This window comes from Candidatus Aquicultor sp., from assembly GCA_036504445.1.
Classification (GTDB): domain Bacteria; phylum Actinomycetota; class Aquicultoria; order Aquicultorales; family Aquicultoraceae; genus DASXVE01.
On record DASXVE010000011.1, the window covers coordinates 1 to 23165 of the forward strand.

Below are 23165 nucleotides of genomic sequence, written 5' to 3' on the forward strand. Positions count from 1 at the left end.
AAACCTTGTGTCTGAACGCAACAATTTGAACTTACCTGCTGCACGGTGGACTGCGTGGCACTCACGGCAACGGTGTGTCGAGGTGAGGTAGCCGCCGTGTGGGCCTGACTGGAAGTTACCAGCGAGGTGAGTATTGATGACTCTATCACCAGCATATGGTCCTACTGTTGCTGTGCTCATCATGCTTGACATTCCCGCGACCATTGGACCAGGAAGGTTAGCTCCCATCCATGTCATTAACTGACTCTGGAACTGAGGGTTGATCGGCAGCTGTGTCGGGTCACCGAGGTTTGCCTCTTGCTTGCCGGTCTCAACGTAGTCCTGAGCATCGTTGTAGTTGTACCCATCGATACCAACGGTATACGGGCTGTTCCAGGTGCCGTATACGTGGGTACTGAGGCCATTGCCTCCGCCGTATGGAGCAAAGACGGTAGTTGTTGTTACTAAACCCTGCTCATAGTACTTATAATCCTTGTAACTTACACTATCACTGGCGACTGGAGTATAGGTATTGGCAACGATGTTACCTTTTGCACCGATAACGAAAGTACTGCTTGGGTCAGAGTTAAGCTCCTGCACAGCAAGTGCTGCAGTGCTCATCGCAAAGAGCATCGCGAGAGCCATTAAAATGACTAAGCCTTTTTTCATGTGTTTCACCTCCTTTGAGGTTAGAATAGGGGGTTTTTTGTTTCTCAAAGTATTCCACCTCCTTTCGCGATAGGATAAGACATATAAAGCCAATAGCGGCTTGTTGTTGAGGATTAGTGCTACTTTTATGCTGCGGCGGTTGCTTCTTATAAGCTACATAGATAAGCTCAAGTTCGTCACTTCGAGGGCTGAACTTGAGCTGCGAAAATCTTGTCTTCTCAAGGTACTTTTTGTCGGCCGTCTTCTATATATAGCTTTTCAGCGATATTCCATATGCCGCTAGCTCTATTTCTTAATGAAGGATGACACCTATCCTTATTCGCCTGGACGCGAATACATATAGCTAGCGGCATCTGTGGTTTCTTGTGCCATAATGCACATTCACCATATGTCTAGAACTTTAGCTAAAAGACGCTAGATCGTCTGTCGTTCATTGGGCTTAAATACTATGGGTCTATTGTCGTCCTACTAAAAGGCTTTATGGGACTCATGTAGACCTATGTGTCGGTAATAGGACCCAATGTGGATAAATAGTCGTAGTCTTTAAATGTTTTTGGAAGGGGCTATACCGCTTGTGCTATTCGGAATTACGTGATTGAGGGCTGGTTTTTGTAAGTGAAGAGGAGTTAAAGAAGGCTAATATTGCTTGGTCGCGGGATGAAACACCGAGCTTTTTAAAGATACGATAGAGGTGGTTCTTGACGGTTTTCTCCGTAATATACAATTCTTCTGCGATTTGACGGTTGGTCTTGCCTGTACTTAGGGATCTCAGAATATCGACCTCGCGCCCGGATAGGCTGCGCGAATCATTTTGGACAATGGCCTGGATTTGAGAGGGAGCATTGCGAACTATAAGCTCGGTAGCTTGAGGCGACTCCGACTCTATTCCCGATACATCCACGTAGTTGGTGCGTTTTATATATGATACCAGGTATCCAATACCAAAAGGGATCATAAACACTATCGAATAGGCAAGAAGCATCATGTCAAGATTCTTGACGCTTATAGCAGGCGAGCTGCTCCTATTAAAAAATAAGCCTGCCGAGAAGAGCACGCAAAAGTATACGGAGAGTACTATGTTGGCACGCATGCTCACGGAAAATGCCGCGATAATAAAGCTTGTTAGTGCGAAGAGTATAAACGGACTTGTCCAGCCGCCACCGGAAAGCAAAAGAAAGATACCCGCAATCGTAGTATCAATAATAAGAAACGCCATCACACGAAAGGTATTTTCAAAAATGCCTCTCCATAACATCGTCTGAATACCAGAATACAGCACGGCCGATGTTGCCAGAAATAGTGTTATATCGTGCGGCTTAAAGAACGCGTCAATAAAAGCACCGAGGAGCGCCACCCAGCGCATGACTAAGAGATTGGTTTGAGTGGCGAATAACTTATCCTGCTTCATCAGTGCGCTCCAGCAATAATGCTAGTGCTTCTTGCTTTGAAGAAACACCGAGCTTTGTATAGATGCGCTGGAGATACGTTTTGATCGTGCTAATAGATAGCTCCATCTCTTGGGCTACCTCGTTTATTGTGAGTCCACCGGCGAAGAGTTGAAATACCTCTTTTTCGCGTTTTGATACTTTGAAAGCTATAAGTTGGGAGGATAGCCGCGGCGTGAGATGCGGTTTTACTTCAAGAGGTTCTTCCTGAGCGGTATCATTGACTTCACGTTGGCGGCTATACAAGTCGGCTAGATCGGACAGCATAACACCCGCGACCGTGAAAAGGAAATACAAAAATATCAAGGTTATATAGCTTAAACCCGAGCTGTGCGTATAGGCGGAAAGCTGCCCCGCTTCCGCAAAACTTGTCAGCAACAACAAAATGCTTTGAGCCGATGCAAGGGTTATCGCTACGGATACTTTAAATAAAAATCCGGAGAGCAATAATAGGATACAGCTGTATAGGTAGTATGGGTTTTTGTGCGGGCCCGCACTCAGAGAAAGGATCATTAGCATGACCAGGTCGCAACATATAAGCTGCGGGCATGCGCATATCTTATTAAGTAAGGAGTCTTTACAACAACACAGGAAAGCCGTATAGAGAAGAACCAGCAAAAATGACCATAGCGGAACGTTACGAAGACCAAGGATTCCAAGGGCAGCAACAAACAACAGGGCAAATACTCTAAAAACGATGAGGTACTTTGTAATATATCGCTTGCAGGGGCACTCCAACAGACCGGTCATGATGACCCCTTAATCTTGAAGAAGCGTGCATGCGAACTCTTTTATATTATGCTAGCACACACAGGCATAATTAAACAGGTATAATATGGCATCTGTGTATATTATCCTTATGGTAACAATGTAGTAACTGTTAGCTAAACGTTCGGATTAAGTAGTCTTAGACGACCGTTAAATCAATTCCGAAAACCGCGATATACGGGGTTAAAGCCAACCGTAAGGCATATAAGCCTTCGATTTCTGCAGAAATACATATATTTCACTGACAACTGTACTGTTAAATAGTATAATGACTAGGGTGAAATTAAAGAAAACCTTCACACGCAAATTGACAATTCAAGAACGGAGAATCCATAGCACATGCCGGTAAAACTAGAAGAAGTAAAAGAGGACGCTTACGTCAAAGCCTACATCGCACAAGCAGATAAGCACATGGAACTTATCGGATTTACCGAACACGGGTTTAGGCATGCAGACCTCGTTTCACACATCGCTATGAACGTCCTTAAACGACTTGGATATCCCGATAGGGAAGCCGAGCTCGCAGGCATCGCAGGTTATCTTCACGACATCGGCAACGCGGTTGGGCGCAGTTTTCATGCTGTATCAGCTGCTATGATGGCGCAATCGATTTTTATACGATTAGGGATGATCCCTGACGAGGTAGCCCTGATTATGAATGCGATTGGAAACCACGAGGAAGACTACGGTATGGCCACAAGCAATCTTGGGGCTGCGATTATTCTTGCAGACAAGACCGATGTCCACCGTAGCAGAGTACGTATGCCGGACCCATTAACCTTAGACATCCACGATAGGGTTAACCTGGCGGCACAGAGGTCGTTCTTGCGAGTTGAGAAAGACAGAAAGCTCATAGAACTCGAAGTTGATATCGATACGAACATAAGTCAAGTCATGGAATATTTTGAAATATTCCTGTCGCGTATGGTAATATGCCGGAGGGCAGCAGAATTTTTGGGCTGCCAGTTCGGCTTGGTTATAAATGGCGTTAAGCTGCTTTAGGGGGGAAGGAATTGACTGATAGGCAAAAACACTTGCTAACTCTGGGCGTTTTAATTGTGCTTGTCGCGGTATCTATCTTTATGATAATGCCGGTTTCGAAATCGACAAAGCTCGGCCTAGACCTTAAAGGAGGTCTAAGCATTATATATGTTGCTAAAGATACGCCTGGAGCGCCTGTAACTGATGCAAAGATGCAACAGGCGGAATTCGTTCTGCGCCAGCGTGTCGACGCGCTTGGCGTTGCTGAACCAGAAATTCAACGAGAAGGTGCTCGTAACATCATGGTTCAACTGCCGGGTATTAAAGATCCGGCGAAAGCGAGGGCTATCTTGGGCAAACCGGCGGTACTGCAGTTCGCAATCGTGCAGGACCAGTACTTCGCTATGTCCGAGAGCCAGCTCAACCAACTTAAAAAAGAAGGAAAACCGGTGCTTGGGCCCGTGCTTCTCACCGGTGATAAGGTGAGCAGCGCAAAGGCTACTTTTGGTGGCCAGGTCGCAGCGGCGCCGGAAGTAAACTTGACGTTCGACAATCAAGGCACGGTGAAATTCGGGCAGATCACGGCCCAGAATGTTAAGAAGCGGTTGGCGATTGTTCTTGACGGCCAAATAATTACAGCACCGACCATCGATGAGCCGATCCCCGATGGCAAAGCTGTCATAAATGGTATTAAGTCAATCGATGAGGCAAAGAACATCGCGCTCGTTCTTAACACAGGTGCGATTCCGGTTACGCTCGATGTCCTGCAAATGGATCAAGTCGGCGCAACACTCGGAGCAGACGCTTTACATGCTGGCGTTATAGCCGGTATCGTAGGCTTCGCTCTCGTAGCGGTGTATATGCTGCTTTATTATCAAGGCCTAGGCCTGGTAACATGGCTTGGTCTTAGCATTTACTCGACCCTCGTTTGGGGTATGATTGCGGCAATCGGGCGCTATTATGGCTGGACGCTAACCCTTCCTGGAATAGCCGGTCTGATTATCAGTATTGGTATGGCAGCCGACTCGAAGATTATCATCTTTGAACGCCTTAAAGAGGAAATGCGCGACAAGAAGACCTTCAGAACAGCGGTTGACTCGGGTTTCTGGCATGGTTTTAGAACCAGCTTGGACGCCGATTTGGTAACAATATTCGCTGCTATCGTGCTGTTCCTTATTGGTATCGGCCCGATTAAAGGTTTTGCACTGACACTGATTATAGGTCTATTGATGGACATCGTTCTGATGCTGATGTTTACGCGGCCTATATTAGGGTTGCTTGCTCAGATATGGCCGGTTAAGAGCCCGGCATTCCTTGTAAGACTGGGCAGAATGAGAGGTGCGGTAGAGAATGTTTAATTTTGATTTTCTTGGAAGAAAGTACATATGGTATGCGCTCTCCGGGTTCTTTATCTTGCTCAGCATTTTTGGTATGGCGTTTAGAGGTTTTAACTACAGCATCGACTTTAAGGGCGGCAGTGCGTCCGACGTTATATTCGAAAAAGTTGTAACCGTTGAGCAGATTCGAGCGGTCCTCGATCAGCAAGGCCTTGGCGATAGCAAGATCCAGCCGATCGAGCACTCAAACGTTGGTGGCATCGATACACAAGCATCTCCCAACAAAGGTAGCGAGATGCTCATCAGAACGCGCACGCTTAGCCAGACCCAAGAGCAGACGCTCTACAATAAGCTTAATCAGCAGTTCGGCATCCAAGATAGGCAGACAAAAACTGTTGATGCGACCTGGGGAGCAACGATTACGCAGCGCGCGATTTATGCGCTTATAGCAACAATAGTGGTGCTAATCATCTTCATCACGGTTCGCTACGAGTTTAAGATGTCTGTGGCGGCGGTTCTTTCGCTCGTTCATGACGTATTAATTACAGCGGGAATTTATGCGCTGGTAGGCCGAGAGGTAAACCCGAATATGATTGCGGCGCTGTTGACCATTCTTGGTTTCTCACTCTATGACACGATCGTCGTGTTCCATAGGATTAAGGATAATTCAACCAATGTGGTTAGAACGACCTACTCGGCTATGGCTAATAGGTCGATCAACCAGGTACTGATGCGCTCAATCAACACGTCACTCGTGACGTTGCTCCCGATCGTCGCCCTCTTATTATTCGGCGGCGAAACGTTGAAAGATTTCGCGTTCGCGATGATGATCGGTACGATTGCGGGTGCTTATTCGTCAATCTTCTTTGCATCGCCGATATTCGTATCGTGGAAAGAAGCAGAGCCGTACTACAAGAACCTAAAAAGGAAATACGGCAGCAAAGAGACCGTTGCGGCTTCGAGCGCTACGGCAACATCGTAGCATGACGGAGTAACAAAGAATAACAATGATATGAATGAAAAGGCTCGCAGGAATGCGAGCCTTTCTCTTACCAATTAACATTACAATATTATGATTGATCAATTCTCGTTATCTTTAAGTCGGCCCCTCAATATTTCATATTCTTCAGGAATAACTTCATTCGCACCCAACTGATACAACGATTCTACTTCATGAAGGAAGCGGGTTCTCACAATAATATAGACATCAGGGTTAAGCCGCCGGGCAAGTTCAACGATTCTACGCGTAGCAGCCGGGTCGGAAATCGCGACCACGGCAACACGAGCATCCAAGATATCCAGGTGCATCAGGACTTCTTCTTGCGTGGCATCACCGTAATAAATCGGCTCTCCCTTTTGCTGCTCAGCCGTCACCGTTCCCGGATTTATCTCGACGATCAAGTATGGGATGTGTGCAGCCGACGCGGCGTGCAACGTTCCGTCCATTCAAACCGTAACCTACGATTATTATATGATCTTTTGCTTTGGTTTCCGTTGCGTGTTCTACCGGAAACCAACCATACTTCAGCTTCGCCGGCAGGGAAAGCTTTACGATAGTATCCGCAAATCGTGGGCCGACCTTAATGAGCAGAGGTGTTGCAACCATAGTTAGAATTGTTATGTCCAAGAATAGCTGGAATAAGCGACCGGGAAGTAGGCCGTATCGAAGCCCGGTCTCCGATAAAACGAAAGAAAACTCACCGACCTGACAGAGAGCGATGCCGACGAGTATGGCTGTCCGCGCCGGGAAACCGGAAAGGGAGCTTGCAGTAGTCGCCAATAAGCCTTTCAAGAGTAAAATCCCTAATGTAAGAATTATAATAATTTGGGGATTCTTCACGAGGAAACCAACATCTAACAACATTCCGATTGAAATAAAGAAAAAACTTGAGAATATATCGCGGAACGGGAATATGTTCCCGAGTGCTTGGTGGCTATACTCCGATTCTGAAATGATCAACCCTGCTAGGAACGCGCCGAGGGCGAGCGATAGGCCTGCGCTTGATGTTAGCCAAGCGGATGCTAAGCAGATTAAAACGATAGCAATTAAAAATATCTCGCGGCTACGCGTTCGCGCGATCTGGTACAGGAGATTAGGCACTATCCATTTTGCGCTGATGATAACAAAGAGAATGATGCCGATACTTCTGAGCAGCAAGCTTGTAATTGATGCAGTAAGATTGGTTGTAGCACCCGCCAATAACGGAATTACGAGCATCATGGGAACGACTATAATGTCTTGGAATATAAGGACACCAAGGCTGGTCTTACCGTGCGGCGTATCGATCTCAGCCCGATCTTGCAGTACTTTGAGCACAATCGCGGTGCTGCTAAGCGAAACAAGAAAACCTATGAAGATTGCGTTATTAACGGCGAGCCCGACCTCTCGCGCCACAAGAAAACCAGCGGAAAACGTCAATGCTACTTGAAGTGACCCACCGAGAAGCACAGATCGCCTGAGTTTAAGAAGGCTGTTGAATGAAAATTCGATGCCTATCGTGAACAGCATCAATACTAACCCAATATCCGCAAGGATGCTTACTTCAGGCGATGCTGCAATTAATTTAAGACCATAAGGTCCGGCTACTATTCCGGTAACGATATAGCCGATAATCGTAGGCAACCCAAGACGTTGGGATGCGTAAAGAATTATGATTGCTAAGCCGAATAATATGACTATATCTCGTAATAGGGCTAGCTCCATTGCTTAATTTTGGCATAAGTATATTCATCATAAGCAAAACTGATCGGACAGCCTACGATAAACGGCCCATATTTGCCTTGCTAAGCAATGAGTGTATTTTGTGCATATCCACTGAGTAAGACCCTTAATATCAGTTGATGTAATTATGGCGAATACATCGGCTGTACCAGGTCACATTATCTGATAGAATCAATTAATGAGGAACGTGAACTATGGTTAGAATTCGCAGCTTAATTAATAAGATCAAAAAATATAATCCCGATGTTGATGTTGAAGCTATCCGCAACGCATACAAGCTTGCGCGCAAATTTCACAGCGACCAGTACCGCATGTCCGGGGAGGATTTTATATCTCATCCCCTAGAGGTAGCGGACATTCTAGCAGACTTGGGGATGGATACCACCACGATTCTTGCCGCGTTGCTGCACGACGTTGTCGAGGACACCGAAATCTCGATAGAAGAGATAAAAAAGGAAGTGGGCCCCGATGTCGCCGCCCTCATAGACGGCGTTACAAAGCTCGGCCAGATTGAGTTTAAGAGCCGCGAGGAAGAGCAGGCCGAAAACCTTCGCAAGATGTTTATAGCGATGGCTAAAGATATCCGCGTTATCATTATCAAGCTTGCCGACCGTCTGCATAATATGCGAACGATTCGTCATCTCGACCATGCCAAACAGGTGAAAAAGGCGAAGGAAACGCTCGAGATTTATGCGCCGCTCGCACATCGGCTCGGCATTATGTCATTAAAATGGGAGCTTGAAGACCTCTCGTTTCAAGTACTCGAGCCAAAGAAATACGCGCAGATCCAAAAAATGGTCGCCGAGCGCCGCTCTGAACGCGAAGAATTCTTAAAAACAACAATTTCAGCGCTCAAAAAAGAACTAAAATCACTCATCATCGAAGCTGAAATCAGCGGGCGCCCTAAGCATTTCTATAGTATTTACGAGAAGATGGTTAAAAAGGGACGCGAATTCAACGAGATATACGACCTTCTCGCGCTTCGCGTTACCGTCGACTCCATCAAAGACTGTTACGGCGCACTCGGCGCAATTCACGCGATGTGGACGCCCATTCCAGGGCGCTTTAAGGACTACATCGCGATGCCTAAGTTCAATATGTATCAGTCGCTTCACACAACCGTTATCGGGCCGATGGGCAAGCCGCTTGAAATCCAGATTCGAACAAAGCAGATGCACCGCACCGCCGAATACGGTATAGCGGCGCACTGGCGTTATAAGGAGGGCGGCAGCAGGGATGGCAAATTCGATGAGCGTTTGAGCTGGCTCAGGCAAATGCTCGAATGGCAAAGTGAGCTCAAAGACCCCCGCGAGTTCATGGAGTCGCTCAAAATCGATTTATTTGAAGACGAAGTATATGTTTTCACACCGAAGGGCGATGTCGTCAACCTGCCGGCGGGCTCGACGCCGCTTGATTTTGCCTACACGATCCATACCGACGTCGGGCACCGCTGCATCGGCGCAAAGGTAAATCACCAGATCGTGCCGCTCGAATACAAATTGCATACCGGTGATTTTGTTTCCGTTCTGACCTCAAAGACGGCCGCCGGGCCGAGCCAGGACTGGCTGAAAATCGTCAAGACGTCGCGCGCGCGAAACAAAATAAAACAGTGGTTTAATAAAGAAAGCCGTGAAGATACCGAGGCCGCAGGCCGGGAAATGCTGCAAAAGGAACTGCGCAAACTCGACCTCGGTTTGAAGTCGCATACAACGATGGTCACGCTGGATGCTATCGCCAAAGAGCTGAACTTTAAAGCGGCGGAAGACGTACTTTCGAGCATCGGTGCGGGAAAAACATCCGCCAAGCAGATCGCCTCTAGAATCGCCGAGGCTCATACAAAGGAAAAAGAAGCAGAAAAGCCTGAAGATGATTTTGGCCTCGAAGAGCTTAACCTAAAGATCGCACAGAAACCGCAAAAGCAGCGCCGAAGTGGCAACAACACCGGCGTCACGGTTAAAGACATCGACGATATGCTCATCAGGCTGGCGCATTGCTGTAACCCGGTGCCATACGATAATATTATCGGCTTCGTTACCAGGGGACGAGGCGTTTCCGTCCACAGAACCGATTGTTTGAACGCACGGCAGTTAAAAGACCTGTTTCCCGATAGGATTATCGAAACCTCATGGGATACGAAGCAGCCGGCCGCCTTCCAGGTCGAGATCGAAGTTGAAGCTCTGGATCGACCCAAGTTGCTGCGTGATGTGACAACGGTCCTTGGTGACGCGAGCGTTAATATTCTTACCGCATCGGTTGCGACATCGAGAGACCATGTAGCGCTGTTAAAGTTCGTATTCGAGATCGGCAACCTGACGCATCTCAATACGATTATCGGAAATATTAAGAGGGTTCCCGCCGTATACGATGTGTATAGGGTAGAGCCTAATAAGGGCAAACGAGAGAAAATTGTTCCCAAATGGCAAGAGGAACAAGCTAAACACTAGCATGAGAGCGGTAATTCAAAGAGTTTCACGAGCACGCGTAGAGGTCGGAGAACGAGTTCTTGCCGAGACAGGGCAGGGGCTTTTAATTTTGCTCTCCGTGGGAAGCGATGATGCTGGAGCCGATATCGACTATAACGGATGCGGCGTCGTCGGAGCGCGCACGTTTGCTATACGAGCGGGCTTATGAAGCATTCGGCGCGATTGTGCCGACAAAAGAGGGTGAATTCCGAGCGCATATGGCGGTAACCCTTGTAAACGACGGTCCCGTTACGATACTTTTGGACAGTAAGAAGTGTTTCCAGCGCGGATATAAGGCGGCGATACTACGCATCGTGTATTTGCAGGTGTCCTGATAGGAATAGTAAGTTTGGGTCTTATTGTGGCTTCGGCATCATGCGGGCAAAAGTTAATTAAACGGGAGAATAAAATGTTTTTGGAAACCTTAGTAGTCGGCGATCTGGGGGCAAATTGCTATGTTCTTGCGTCTGAGCACGCAAAAGAGACCATTGTAATTGATCCGGGCGGCAGCACGGGTTTGATAATGGATACGATTGCAGCAGTGAACCTCGACGTCAAATACATAATTTTGACGCACGCTCACTGGGACCATATTGCTGCTGCTGTTGAACTCAAGAAGAAAACCGGCGCTCAAATTGCCGTCCACAAGCTCGATGCGGCAGCGCTTAACCAGCCCGGCTTTAATTTATCGTCCTGGGTCGGCGAAAGACAGGAAGAAAGCATTACTCCCGACATAGAACTCGAGGACGGCCAAGTTATTAAGTGCGGTGACATTGAAGCACACGTTTTGCTTACGCCGGGACATACGCCGGGCAGCATTTCAATTCGAATCGCGAACGCTTTGTTTACCGGTGACTTGCTGTTCTATGGCTCGATCGGGCGTACTGATTTTGCCGGCGGCTCGCTCGATGCGCTTTTGCACGCTGTTAAAACGAAAGTATTGACGCTTCCGGATCAAGTAACCGTGTATCCGGGACACGGGCCGGCGACTACTATCGGCGTTGAGCGCCGTCATAACCCTTACTTGCAAGACTTATAGGCGTGACCTGGGACTATATAGTATAATGGTATGATGTTCGTCTATTGGATACACACCGACGCTAACGCGTCTTCTTGAGGAGGAAGTAATTTTGCAGTTCAGGGCACCAAAAGGAACAAGCGATATTCTGCCCGAGGTGGCAAAGAAGTGGCATTATCTTGAAAAAATAGCGGTGGGTCTATTTAAGATCTACGGATATGAGCGCATAAAGACACCGGTGTTCGAGCATACCGAGGTTTTCCAGCGCGGTATCGGAACGTCAACGGATATCGTGCAAAAAGAGATGTATACATTTACCGATAAAGGCGGCAGAAGCCTCACGTTGCGACCTGAGGGTACGGCGCCTGTTATACGAGCCTACGTCGAGCACAACATGAACCAGTGGCCGCAACCGGTTAAACTGTTCTATATAGGCCCGATGTTTCGCTACGAACGGCCGCAAGCCGGCAGGTTTCGCCAGTTCTGGCAGCTGGGCGTTGAAGTAATCGGCTCCGATGACCCCGGCATCGATGCGGATACGATCCTCCTTATGATCAATTATTTTAAAGCCGTCGGTTTGAAGGAGCTCACGCTTTATATCAACAGTATGGGCTGCGACAATGATAAACCGCAATACTTACAAATGCTCAAGAAATATGCGGAAGAACACAGTGAAGAGCTCTGCAAAGATTGCCAGAAACGAATCGAGCTCAACCCTTTACGTTTATTCGACTGCAAAGATGAAAGCTGCCAGAAGGTGATGGCCGGGGCTCCAAAGCTTATAGATCACCTTTGCTGCGACTGCAAGAATCACTTCTACGCCGTCCGGCAGTACCTTGATATGCAGGGCATAGGATATATCGTTAAGCCGGAGCTCGTGCGCGGCCTCGACTACTATACGCGAACGACGTTCGAGGTTGTAAGCCCGCTTCTCGGCGCTCAGAACGCCATCGGCGGCGGCGGTCGCTATAATAAGCTTGTCGAGGAATTCGGCGGTCCTCCCACACCGGGTATCGGTTTTGCGATAGGTTTAGAACGTCTCGCACTTGCCGTTGAGAAAGAGGGCGTATTTGCGTCGCTTGAGGACAGCATGGACGTATTCATCGCGCTCGCCGATGATGCGGCTAGACCGGCGGCGATCAACCTTCTTTATAAGTTGCGGGGCGAACGGATTCGCACCGATATGGATTATATGGGGCGCAGCCTTAAAGCGCAGCTTAAATACGCAAATAAGCGCGACTTCAAATACACGATATTTCTTGGTTCGGCCGAGCTGGAAAGCGGGCAGGTTATTATTAAAGACATGCATGCGAGTGAACAGTATGAGGTTAAACTTAGCGACCTGGTCGACAAAGTTATTGAGCTCGTTACTGTAAAGAAGCAAGCACGAACGGAATTATAAGGCGAGTTTTTAAAATCTAACTACGTAAATATTTAAGTCTAATGATAGATGGAGCGATGTGAATGGATAAAGTTGCACACGAAGATGTATTGGCAAAATATGCGATGCGCTCACACTCGTGCGGTTCGCTAAGGAAGGAAAATATCGGGGACGAAGTTGTGCTGACCGGCTGGGTCAACACACGCCGCGACCACGGAGGTCTGATCTTCTTGGATTTGCGCGACCGTAGCGGTATCGTCCAGATAACCGTTGACCCGGCTCGCGTAGAAGCGTTTGAAACAGCTCAAAGAGTAAGGGACGAATATGTTCTCTATATCACCGGGCGCGTGATACCGCGACCGGAAGGCACGATCAACCCTAACCTGCCGACAGGAGAGGTTGAAGTTGAGGCCGAGAGCATTGAAATCTTCAACAAATCAAAGACACCTCCGTTTGAGATAGACGGCGCACCGTCCGATGAGAGCCTGCGCCTTCGCTATCGCTACGTCGATCTGCGCAGGCAGGAGATGCAGCATAACATTATGATGCGCCATGAAGTGGCAAAACGTGCCCGGGAATATCTCGATGAAAACGGTTTTGTCGAGATAGAGACGCCGATGCTGCAAAAAAGCACACCTGAAGGCGCACGTGACTTTATCGTGCCGAGCAGGTTACAACCGCATCACTTCTACGCGCTTCCGCAATCGCCGCAGCTCTTTAAACAAGTGCTGATGGTATCGGGGTTTGAGCGCTACTATCAACTCGCACGCGCATTTCGGGACGAAGACCTTCGCGCCGACCGGCAGCCCGAGCATACGCAGATCGATATGGAAGTCTCGTTCATGAACGAGGAAGGCATTTTAACGCTCGTAGAAGGGCTTCTGAAGGACGTTTTCGACATAATCGGTGTCGAGGTACAAACGCCTATAATACGGATGCCGTTCGCAGAAGCAATCGCTCGTTACGGCTCGGATAAACCCGACCTGCGCTTCGGTATGGAGATCGAGGATGTAAGCGATATCACGGCGGATGTAGGCTTTAAAGTTTTCGCCGATACGGTAAAGAACGGCGGAGCGGTACGAGCTATCGCGGCTCCCGGAATCGCTACCTATTCGCGCAGCCAGATAGATGCGCTTAATGCGTTTGCCGTAGAGCAGGGCGCAAAAGGCCTGGCATGGATCGCCCTTGAGCCGGAAGGCAGCATCCGCTCGCCGATAGCCAAATTCTTCAGGGAAGACCAGCTTGAGGCCATTATTACGCATCTTAAAGGACAACCGGGCGATATGTTGCTCTTTGTGGCAGACGAACCGAGAAAAGCTTCAGAGGTTCTTGGCGCGTTGCGCTTGAAGCTTGCTGAAGAACTCGGCCTGATAGAGCCGGGCATATTTAAGTTTATGTGGCTTGTCGATTGCCCGCTGTTTGATTGGGACGAGACAAACCAGGACCTGACGCCGAACCACCATCCGTTTACGCGCCCTCGCGACGAAGATTTGCCGCTTCTTGATGCCGAGCCCTTAAAGGTGAAGGCATACGCATATGATATCGTCATCAACGGTACGGAAGTCGGCGGTGGAAGCCTACGTATCTACGATCAAGACTTACAGGAGAAAATCTTTAAGCTGATCGGGATAGGGGAGGAAGAAGCGCGCGAAAAGTTCGGGTTCCTGCTTGAAGCCTTCGAATACGGCGCTCCACCGCATGGTGGATTAGCAATCGGCTTGGATAGGTTAGTAGCGATTCTGCTGCAGAAGAAAACGATTCGAGAGGTAATAGCGTTTCCAAAGACGCAAACCGGCTCATGCCTGATGACCGGTGCGCCTGATACAGTAGTTGACCAGCAGTTACGCGAGGTGCATATAAAGTTAAGCTAGCACCGGTTTGTTATTGACATGGTCTAGAACCAGTGTGGTACAATGAGGCTAGAAAACAGAGTTAAAAGCTCTGCCTTGTTCGAGGCGCGTAGTGTATATTTGAGCCAACACTATGACGTTGGGAGATCTACTCTCACCTGCGGCGCGAAAGCCCTCTCGATTAGGGACTCGTTAAGCAGGTAGGCGATCACCCACCTGCGGGGAGCGGGCTTCAATATGTAAGTTCGCAAGACGGCAAGGCGGGGCTTTTTCATGTACTAATATTAGGTAATATTGAATTATGTTTTAGAAATGCCAGGTTATTGACCTGGCATTTTGTATTTCCCTTTACTTTCCTATCGCCATTCTGCTAATTGCTTTTACTAGAAGTGTCGCATTCTAAATGGCGTTTTATTTGCTTAGCTATTCCGTAGTTTAACTGTATAATTTCATTTATTTGCACGCTTTTAGAAAGCGCATGATATGGGCATGGAGCGACTTGATGAAGCATGGAAAAAGGATTCGGGCAGTTCAGAAGCCCAGCTAAACGGCACTCAAACGCCACCCTCATCTAAAATCCCCTTAAGTAACGCTCTCAGCGGCCGATATTAACAAAGACTGCAAGTAACGATTATTCAAGCGCTTGGCTACAATAAATATTGTATTAGAACCATTGACCCTAGTTTAAATGCAGCATTTTAGATCACTCCTTATATAACCGCCAGGCACTCTAATGATTTTTGTAAGTGTCTTTGTAGTATCGATGATTGTATTGGAGCAGTGATAATATGCAAAACAACCATTCGGGTTCCGTGCACGTATCAAATATCAGGCAGTATATAGAAACAAAGATCGTTCGTCGCGCTGCGGTATCAGATAACTCAACTCTCGTTATGTGTAAGCAAAAATGCTCGATTTGTCCGCTCGATTTTCGCCTTTGCGAGTTTGGCTCGTGCAGGCAAAACCGTCCCGACGGTTACCTAAGTTAACATATAGAAAGCGCTCTTTGGCTTTTGACCGGCCGTTCAGCATATTTTACTAGCTGACCGGCCGGTCTTCTGTTTATAGCAATAAAAAAATCCCTATGTTATGATTTCAAAAAATAGGAGGGATAGATGGCAGCGTCGCTGGTCCTGTTTGCCGTTATCACGGTTGCTTTGTTAATCGTGTTCTGGTTCGCAATATCCGCTCTTGTGCAGCTCAAGAAAACTCTCGTTAGAGCCGAGAAGGCGTTGGGCAACGTCGACGTTCTTGTCGTAAATCTAAACGAAAGGCTCGATCCGCTGCTATACGACCTTCACGGCGTCGTCCAACAAGCCGATCGCGAACTCAGTCGCGTTGATGAGGTAGTTAGTACTATTCGCGATATCGGCGACAAAGTTAACGCGGTTACGCGAGTTGTTAACGAGGTAATATCGTCACCGCTTATTAAGGTGGCAAGTCTCTCGGCGGGTGCACGTGAGGCGCTTCGTAAAATAGTCGGCCGGTAAGAATACGGCCGACGAGTATCAAGCGGAGGGAACATGAAACGAGTTAGAGGTTTTATTATAGGAGCACTGCTCGGGACACTAGCGAGCATTGTAATCACATTAGCGCTTAATCCTGAAAAGAGAGAAAAGGCGATTTCTTTCTTCAAAGCTGCTTATTCTTCACTGGGTTTGGATATAAACAAGTGGATTGACCGTTTTAGCGCCGCCTTAGAGGCCGGTCGCGAGACTGCTAGGGAGACTGAATTCAGGCTCGAGCACGAAACATCGCCGGATTATCCTAATCCATAAGCGTAAACGTACTTCGGAATCGACCTGCCGTTTGGCGTTTACGTAAGTACAAAATTATTTGCCTTAAAACTAACGCTGGTGACAGCGTAATTATTTATTCTGATGAAGGGATACGCGAAAATGGGCATAGTTGACCAGGTTGATAAGGTACAGATGAGTGTGCCTGCGCGCAAAGAATATGCGCGGCTTCTTAGGCTCGCGATTGCAGGTGTAGCTACGCGCATGGATTTTAGCTTTGACGGCCTCGAAGACTTAAAAATAGGCCTTGATGAGGCGTTTTTGCTTGCCATCAACGATCCTGAGATTCAAGAGTTTAATGTTACATTTGCCGTCTACCCCGACAGGATGGAGATCATCGTGCCGGGCCTCGGGGCTATAGACACGCTAGAAGAAGAGCTTATGCAAAAGTTCGGGTTTTCCATTCTTCATTCTGTTATGGATAAGGTTGAATGGGAAAGAACTGATAGCAAACGCCAGCTTACGCTGGTTAAAAACATCCAGTAATAACCGGTTGGGGGGGCTTACGCGTTGCCGAGCTCACAAAAAAGTAAGAAAAAGAATAAAGCATTGGCTTGGGATAAAGGAAGAACTCTCGAGCTATTTAAAGAATATAAGAAGTCGAGATCGCCTGAAATTCGGGATGAACTCGTAGCCATGTATATAAACCTTGTCGAGTATCTCGCCAGGCGTTTTAAGAACCGGGGCGAGCCGATCGAAGATCTCATTCAGGTAGGTACGATCGGCCTTATCAAGGCCATAGACCGCTTTGACGTGGAGCGAGCGGTTGAATTTACCACGTACGCGACGCCGACGATCGTCGGCGAAATTAAGCGCTACTTTAGAGACAAAGGTTGGGCGGTTAAAGTGCCGCGACGCCTACAAGAGCTTAACCTTCTCGTCACGCAAGCCATGAATACGCTCACGCAAGACTTAAAACGAGCGCCCACGATACACGAGATTGCCGAGCATATCGGCGTGACATCAGAGCAAGTTATCGAAGCAATGGAAACAAGTGAGGCATACAGTTTTGTCTCGCTCGACCGGGATTTATCGTCTGATTCTGATGATAGTTTCTCACTTTTAGAGTATATTGGTGAAGACGATAAAGAGCTTACTGGCATCGAAGACAGGACATGTCTTGCCGAGGCGCTTTCGAAACTCAGCAAGCAGGAGCAACGTATCCTTTACTTGAGGTTCTTCCGCGGGCTGACGCAGACCGAGATAGCGCAGCAGCTGGGCATATCGCAAATGCACGTTTCAAGGTTGCTTAGGCGTACCTTGGAAGTTCTTCGAGATAGGATGCTGCAAGACCGGGAGGCATAAAGCTTGACGAAGGAAGATCGCTTAGAGCGAATAAAGGCTCTGGGCATAATCGCGTGGTCGTGGCTTGGTATAATCACCCTCGTAAGTGTTGTGCTGGGCTTGATTTACAGTATCCACACGGTTTTAATGCCTTTTATCTATGCTCTTGTGTTTGTCTACATCCTTCGTCCCGGCGTTGATTTACTCGAAAAGAAGGGCCTACCGAGAACGCTTTCACTCATCCTCTCCTACCTGGGCTTGCTGCTGGTGCTCATCTTACTCTCGATGTATGTCGGGCCGATCCTCTTTAAAGAGAGCAACGGCTTTATAAAGCGCTTTCCCGAGTATCTAACGGTCGTTAACGGCTATCTAAACGATTTTATTAAGCAGCATCCATATCTGCAGGGCGACCAAGCCACTAACTTTCTTAACGGTTTTTCGAAGTCGTTTCAAACGTTTCTGCAAAAAGCGGCACTCTCCGTACCGTCGGTCACGGCAACCTTTTTCGGCAGCCTTGCGAATTTTGTTTTGGCGCCGATCATCGCTTTTTATATTCTTAAAGACACCAACAGAATCAAACAGACGCTTCGCGATATGATTCCCGCACCCTACCGCATTGAAGGCATGCATATCGTAAAAAAGATCGATCTAATTGTCGGTGGTTTTCTTAAAGGCCAGGCGCTCGTAGCTTTGAGCGTCGGCGTCTTGTCGGGCATCACGCTCTCCGTCCTCGGCGTTGATTACGCCATATTACTCGGCTTCCTAATCGGCCTGTTTAATATTATCCCGTATCTAGGCCCTGTTATCGGAGGGGCTTTAGCGGTTATAATTGCACTTGGTACGTCTTGGAAGCTAGCGCTGATAGTAATAGCCGCACTTGTAATTGTGCAGCAAGTCGATAGTATATTAATATCGCCCCGTATTATGAGCCAGCAGGTGAACTTGCATCCCGCGTTGGTTATCTTCGCATTGTTGGCAGGGGGTTCTATTTTAGGATTTATAGGGATGCTCATTGCTATACCGATCGCGGCTGTATGCAAGGCGCTCTACCTTCATTTTAGGGAGCGAGAGAGCGAAAGCAGGCCGGGCGGGCCGGATATTCAAGAATTACAGCCGACGATTGAACGTTGAGGGGAAGTGAAATGAGATCTAACGATATAAGAGCATTATGGTTATCATTCTTCGAGGCTAAGGGGTGCAAGGTTGTGCCGAGCTCATCGCTCGTGCCGGATGACCCGACGCTGCTTCTAACTGCAGCCGGGATGGTGCAATTCAAGCCGATATTCTTAGGCGAAGTTAAAGTAGATTTTAAGAGAGCGACGACTGTGCAAAAATGCCTGCGGACATCCGACATAGAAAACGTCGGCAGAACCGCCAGGCACCTTACATTCTTTGAGATGCTGGGCAACTTCTCGTTCGGCGATTACTTCAAGAAAGAAGCTATAGCCTGGGCGTGGGAATTTGTTACCGAACACCTCAAGCTGCCCGTTGATAAACTCTACGCTACCGTTTACGTAGACGATGATGAAGCATTTAACTTGTGGCGCGATATGATCGGCCTCTCGGAAGATAGAATATTCAGAATGGGCGAGGACAACTTCTGGTCGGCTGGAGCGACCGGCCCATGCGGACCGAGCTCTGAGATTATGTACGATCTCGGCCCTGACGCCGGCTGCGGCCGTCCTGCATGCACGGTCGGCTGTGATTGCGATCGTTACCTCGAACTATGGAACCTCGTATTCATGCAGTATAACCGGGATGAACACGGTGAGCTTACACCGCTGCCCAAGAAAAACATCGACACCGGGGCGGGTCTTGAGCGCATCGCTCGCGTTCTGCAAAACGTTAGCTCAAATTTCGAGACAGACGTGCTGTACCCGATGGTTCAAAAGATAGCGACAATCGCCGGCGTGAACTATGGCGAAGATCCTGCCCGCGATGTATCGATTAAAATTGTCGCCGACCATAGTAGGGCGGTTACCTTCCTCATTAACGACGGCGTATTGCCGGCAAATGAAGGACGTGGCTATGTTCTGAGACGCTTATTGAGGCGCGCTGTGCTTCATGCAAAGCTCCTCGGCGTCGAACATGCCTTTATAAGGCAGATGATCGATAGCGTGATTGATACGATGAGCGTTGCATATCCCGAGCTCACCGATAACGCGGCCTTTATTCATAGAATCGCCGAGCATGAAGAGAAGCGTTTTATGGAAACGCTTAAGCAGGGGCTCAACATCCTCGATCAAGCGATTTCGCAGGTTTTAAGTGAAGGGAAACATAGCCTAGCCGGTGACTTCGTGTTCAGGCTTTACGACACATTTGGCTTCCCTCTCGAGCTGACTATCGAAATTGCAGGTGCGAGGGGTGTCAGCGTTGATGAAGATATCTTCCGCAACCTTATGGAAGAACAGAGAGAACGCGCGCGAGCATCTTGGGCGGGAGAGCGTGAGCTGAAAAACGCTGATGTATATAACGAGCTTAAAGAAGAATTCGGCGCCTCTGAGTTTTTAGGATATGAAACCGACGACGCTCAAGCAACTATTAAAGCCATCGTAAGGAAAAACGCGGTGGCCACAGATGCCCGGGAAGGCGATGAGGTCGAGGTATTTCTTAAGCGGACGCCGTTCTATTCGGAAAAAGGCGGCCAGGTTGGCGACATGGGAGTTATTGAAACCGATACCGGTAAAGTTACCGTGACCGATACGCAAGAGCCGATAGAAGGCGTTGTCATTCACATCGGAAAGGTGACCTCGGGCAACATCTCAATCGAACAAAACGCGCGCGCTGTTGTCGATTCGGCCCGGCGTCAAGCGATTCGCCGCAACCATACGACCACACACATTCTGCAGTGGGCGCTCAGGAGAGTCCTCGGCGAGCATGTAAAACAGGCGGGTTCACTTGTCGAGCCGGAGCGTTTCCGTTTCGACTTTTCGCATTTTGCCGGTACGACACGCGAGCAAATGCGAAAAGTCGAAGAGCTGGTCAACGGAAAGATATTCGAAAGCAATCCGGTGCGCTCGTTCGTAACATCATACGAGTTTGCGCGGGAAACCGGAGCGACGGCGCTCTTCGATCAAAAATACGGCGAATTTGTGCGCCTGGTCGAGGTTGGTAATTTCAGCAAGGAACTCTGTGGTGGAACGCATGTTTCCAACACAAATGAAATCGGCCTGTTTAAGATAACAAGCGAAGGTAGTATAGGTGCGAATACTCGCCGTATTGAGGGCGTTACAAACGGAACGGCGCTGAAGCTTATTTATGCGGAAGAAGATGAACTACAGAACGCCGCCAACGTGCTAAAGGTCGATGCCGGACAGCTCACTAACAAGATTCAGAGTTTATTGCAAACGGTAAAGCAGCAGGCACAAGAGCTCGATTCGTTTAAAAAGAATCAAGCTAAGGGAAAAATAGACGAACTGATCGCAGAGGCGCGTCGGCTCGACGGCGCAAGAGTAATTATCGAGCAGGTGGAAGCCGCCGATATGGATAGCTTGCGCTCGTATGCGGATATGCTGCGTGAGAAGGCGAAATCTGCCATATTATTCCTTGCGAGCATAGCTGATGATAAGGTAATGTTGATAGCGGCGGCAACGCCGGACATGGTAAAGGCAGGATTCAAGGCGGGCGACCTTATTAAAAAGGTAGCGCCTTTTGTCGGCGGTGGCGGAGGCGGAAGGTCCGATATGGCGCAGGCCGGCGGCAAGAACCCTGCAGGTGTTCCGCAGGCGCTTGAGGAAGCATGGCTGGAAGTACAGGCCATGCTAAGCGCTCAACAAGCATAACGGTTAGTATCTATGCGTTTGCTCGGTTTAGATTACGGTTCGCGCCGGATTGGGGTAGCGATATCCGACCCTTCAGGGTTTATGGCGCAACCGTTACAAGTAATAGACAAAAGCAGAGACAGTTCCGATATAAGAAAGATATCGGAACTGGTTAACGAGTATGGTGTGGACGAGGTCGTGGTCGGGCTCCCGATATCACTGTCCGGAGAGATCGGCCCGCAAGCCCGCGAAGTACTCGATTTTGTCGAAGAGCTTAAAAAGACGCTCTCAGTACCTGTTGCCACGTGGGACGAACGCCTTACGACATCGTATGCCGAGCGCGCCCTTAAGGAGTCGAATGTTAAGCGAGGGCGCCGCAAAGAAATAATTGATAAAGTAGCTGCGGCCGTAATGCTGCAGGGGTTTTTAGATCTGAAAAACAGCAGAGGATGATGCACGATTACTCCAGGTAAACATACCGCTAAGGCAGGCATTCTAAAAAAGATTATCGCGACGATATCCCTCCTAGTGATAATAGGCATTGTCGGCGCCGCGGGCTATCTAACGTGGCAAGGCTTCAGTAAAACCTCAAATGAACCGCAGGTTCCGGTTAAAATCCAGGTTGAAAAAGGCATGACGGCTGCGCAAATCGCTGATGTGCTGGAGCAAAATAAGGTTATCAAGAGCGCGTTTATCTTCCGCTATGAAGTAAAGAAAAAAGGGGTCGGCGCTAATTTCCAACCGGGCACCTATAACATGAAAACCGGCATGGATTACAATGCTGCAATTAAAGCGCTTACCGCGGGCCCGCCGATTAAATATATCGACCTCACCATACCCGAGGGTTGGACGTCCAAGCAGATTACCGAGCGTGTCTCAAGCCAGACCAAAATTGACGCAGCTTCTTACTTGAGCCTGGTTACCGATGGCCGGGTAGCCGTAGAATACCCGTTTTTGCAGAATAACGGTGCGCCGACAAAAAACCTCGAAGGGTATCTCTATCCGCAAACGTATAAAGTGCCCGACGACATTACGGCGGAGAAGTTTCTAAATATGCAGCTTGCACAGTTTCAAAAAGAGACCGAGAGCTTGGATTGGGAACAAACCCAAAGTCTCGGCAGAACACCGTATGAGATTCTAGTTATCGCCTCGCTCATCGAGCGCGAGACACGCGTAAACGACGAGAAACCGCTTGTCGCCTCCGTCATTTATAATCGCCTCGCCAAGAATATGCTGTTGCAAATTGACGCAACGGTGCAATATGCGCTGCCGGAATGGAAGGACAAGCTCACCTATGACGATCTGAAAGTGGAGTCGCCATATAACACATACTTACACCAGGGCTTACCACCGGGGCCGATTTGCAATCCGAGCGCGTCATCAATTGAAGCCGCATTAACACCGGGCCAAACCCAGTACCTGTACTATGTGCTGGCGCCGGATAACAGCGGCCGCCATACATTTGCCGCAACCTACGACGAATTCCTTCATGCTAAAGCTCAATACCAAGCTTCGCAAAACGGCCGTTAGCAAACGAACATAACCTATTATGATCAGGGGCATATATCCTTAAGGAGATGCTATGAAAGAGGTAGTCGCTGACCGCTCCAGGGAATATATAGTAGTACAACCTGGAGTAGATAGGCTATAGGCTGGATATTGTTCTGGGGCTTTAAGACCCTGAAAAGGAGATTGGTCTTCGCCTATAGCTG

At 48.5% G+C, this 23165-nt stretch carries 21 protein-coding genes and 1 other RNA gene; 17 read left to right on the forward strand and 5 right to left on the reverse strand.

The annotated features are described in order from the left end of the window. The 3 genes from VGK02_01835 to VGK02_01845 form a co-directional block, all read right to left on the reverse strand. The coding region (locus tag VGK02_01835) for a hypothetical protein (protein HEY3373786.1) at positions 1-648 on the reverse strand (648 nt) is incomplete at its 3' end. Positions 649-1225: 577 nt separating this feature from the next. Next, positions 1226-2056, reverse strand: coding sequence for a helix-turn-helix transcriptional regulator (locus VGK02_01840; protein HEY3373787.1), 831 nt, complete (start codon positions 2054-2056; stop codon positions 1226-1228). Continuing rightward, positions 2043-2843 (reverse strand): LuxR C-terminal-related transcriptional regulator, encoded by an 801-nt coding sequence (locus VGK02_01845; GenBank protein ID HEY3373788.1) that lies wholly within the window; start codon positions 2841-2843, stop codon positions 2043-2045. The genes VGK02_01840 and VGK02_01845 overlap by 14 nt, the downstream gene beginning before the upstream one ends. Before the next feature lie 357 nt (positions 2844-3200). Here VGK02_01845 and VGK02_01850 point away from each other — a divergent pair, with 357 nt between their 5' ends. From VGK02_01850 to secF, 3 genes are read left to right on the forward strand one after another with little or no spacing between them, the layout of a single operon-like run. Further along, positions 3201-3863 (forward strand): HD domain-containing protein, encoded by a 663-nt coding sequence (locus VGK02_01850; protein ID HEY3373789.1) that lies wholly within the window; start codon positions 3201-3203, stop codon positions 3861-3863. 11 nt (positions 3864-3874) lie between these two features. Next, entirely contained in the window at positions 3875-5200 is a 1326-nt protein-coding gene (gene secD / locus VGK02_01855; GenBank protein ID HEY3373790.1) for a protein translocase subunit SecD, read from the forward strand. Further along, entirely contained in the window at positions 5193-6161 is a 969-nt protein-coding gene (gene secF / locus VGK02_01860; protein ID HEY3373791.1) for a protein translocase subunit SecF, read from the forward strand. The genes secD and secF overlap by 8 nt, the downstream gene beginning before the upstream one ends. A 98-nt stretch (positions 6162-6259) precedes the next feature. Here secF and VGK02_01865 read toward each other — a convergent pair whose 3' ends face one another. Together VGK02_01865 and VGK02_01870 are read right to left on the reverse strand one after the other, a co-directional pair. Further along, complete coding sequence (locus VGK02_01865; protein ID HEY3373792.1) at positions 6260-6625, reverse strand: NAD(P)-binding protein; 366 nt, start codon at positions 6623-6625, stop codon at positions 6260-6262. Continuing rightward, on the reverse strand, positions 6543-7883 hold the full coding sequence (locus tag VGK02_01870) for a cation:proton antiporter (protein ID HEY3373793.1): 1341 nt from the start codon (positions 7881-7883) through the stop codon (positions 6543-6545). Before VGK02_01870 ends, VGK02_01865 begins: the two co-directional genes overlap by 83 nt. A 212-nt stretch (positions 7884-8095) precedes the next feature. Between VGK02_01870 and VGK02_01875 the strand changes: the two genes are divergently transcribed. The 14 genes from VGK02_01875 to mltG all read left to right on the forward strand — a co-directional run bounded on the left by VGK02_01875 (position 8096) and on the right by mltG (position 22983). Continuing rightward, the gene (locus tag VGK02_01875; protein HEY3373794.1) at positions 8096-10345 is read left to right on the forward strand and encodes a bifunctional (p)ppGpp synthetase/guanosine-3',5'-bis(diphosphate) 3'-pyrophosphohydrolase; all 2250 of its coding nucleotides are present in this window, start codon (positions 8096-8098) and stop codon (positions 10343-10345) included. A 110-nt stretch (positions 10346-10455) separates the two neighbouring features. Then, positions 10456-10698 (forward strand): D-aminoacyl-tRNA deacylase, encoded by a 243-nt coding sequence (locus tag VGK02_01880; GenBank protein ID HEY3373795.1) that lies wholly within the window; start codon positions 10456-10458, stop codon positions 10696-10698. 74 nt (positions 10699-10772) lie between these two features. Next, positions 10773-11402, forward strand: coding sequence for an MBL fold metallo-hydrolase (locus VGK02_01885; GenBank protein ID HEY3373796.1), 630 nt, complete (start codon positions 10773-10775; stop codon positions 11400-11402). A gap of 91 nt (positions 11403-11493) precedes the next feature. Continuing rightward, positions 11494-12783, forward strand: coding sequence for a histidine--tRNA ligase (hisS, locus tag VGK02_01890; GenBank protein ID HEY3373797.1), 1290 nt, complete (start codon positions 11494-11496; stop codon positions 12781-12783). Between the two features lie 62 nt (positions 12784-12845). Further along, complete coding sequence (gene aspS, locus VGK02_01895) at positions 12846-14633, forward strand: aspartate--tRNA ligase (protein HEY3373798.1); 1788 nt, start codon at positions 12846-12848, stop codon at positions 14631-14633. Between the two features lie 64 nt (positions 14634-14697). Continuing rightward, positions 14698-14883: non-coding RNA, 6S RNA (ssrS, locus tag VGK02_01900), on the forward strand. 844 nt (positions 14884-15727) lie between these two features. After that, positions 15728-16102: a hypothetical protein gene (locus VGK02_01905; protein HEY3373799.1), complete on the forward strand. Its 375-nt coding sequence runs from the start codon at positions 15728-15730 to the stop codon at positions 16100-16102. A 33-nt stretch (positions 16103-16135) separates the two neighbouring features. Then, complete coding sequence (locus VGK02_01910) at positions 16136-16390, forward strand: hypothetical protein (GenBank protein HEY3373800.1); 255 nt, start codon at positions 16136-16138, stop codon at positions 16388-16390. A 120-nt stretch (positions 16391-16510) separates the two neighbouring features. Beyond that, on the forward strand, positions 16511-16894 hold the full coding sequence (locus VGK02_01915; protein ID HEY3373801.1) for a hypothetical protein: 384 nt from the start codon (positions 16511-16513) through the stop codon (positions 16892-16894). Between the two features lie 24 nt (positions 16895-16918). Further along, a complete protein-coding gene (locus VGK02_01920) occupies positions 16919-17713 on the forward strand; it encodes a SigB/SigF/SigG family RNA polymerase sigma factor (protein HEY3373802.1) in 795 nt (264 codons plus the stop codon). Between the two features lie 3 nt (positions 17714-17716). Beyond that, on the forward strand, positions 17717-18823 hold the full coding sequence (locus tag VGK02_01925) for an AI-2E family transporter (protein HEY3373803.1): 1107 nt from the start codon (positions 17717-17719) through the stop codon (positions 18821-18823). An 11-nt stretch (positions 18824-18834) separates the two neighbouring features. Next, positions 18835-21474: an alanine--tRNA ligase gene (gene alaS / locus VGK02_01930; GenBank protein ID HEY3373804.1), complete on the forward strand. Its 2640-nt coding sequence runs from the start codon at positions 18835-18837 to the stop codon at positions 21472-21474. A 12-nt stretch (positions 21475-21486) separates the two neighbouring features. Beyond that, positions 21487-21906, forward strand: a complete 420-nt coding sequence (gene ruvX, locus VGK02_01935; GenBank protein ID HEY3373805.1) for a Holliday junction resolvase RuvX — start codon at positions 21487-21489, stop codon at positions 21904-21906. Between the two features lie 63 nt (positions 21907-21969). Further along, on the forward strand, positions 21970-22983 hold the full coding sequence (gene mltG, locus VGK02_01940) for an endolytic transglycosylase MltG (GenBank protein HEY3373806.1): 1014 nt from the start codon (positions 21970-21972) through the stop codon (positions 22981-22983). Positions 22984-23165 lie beyond the last annotated feature (182 nt).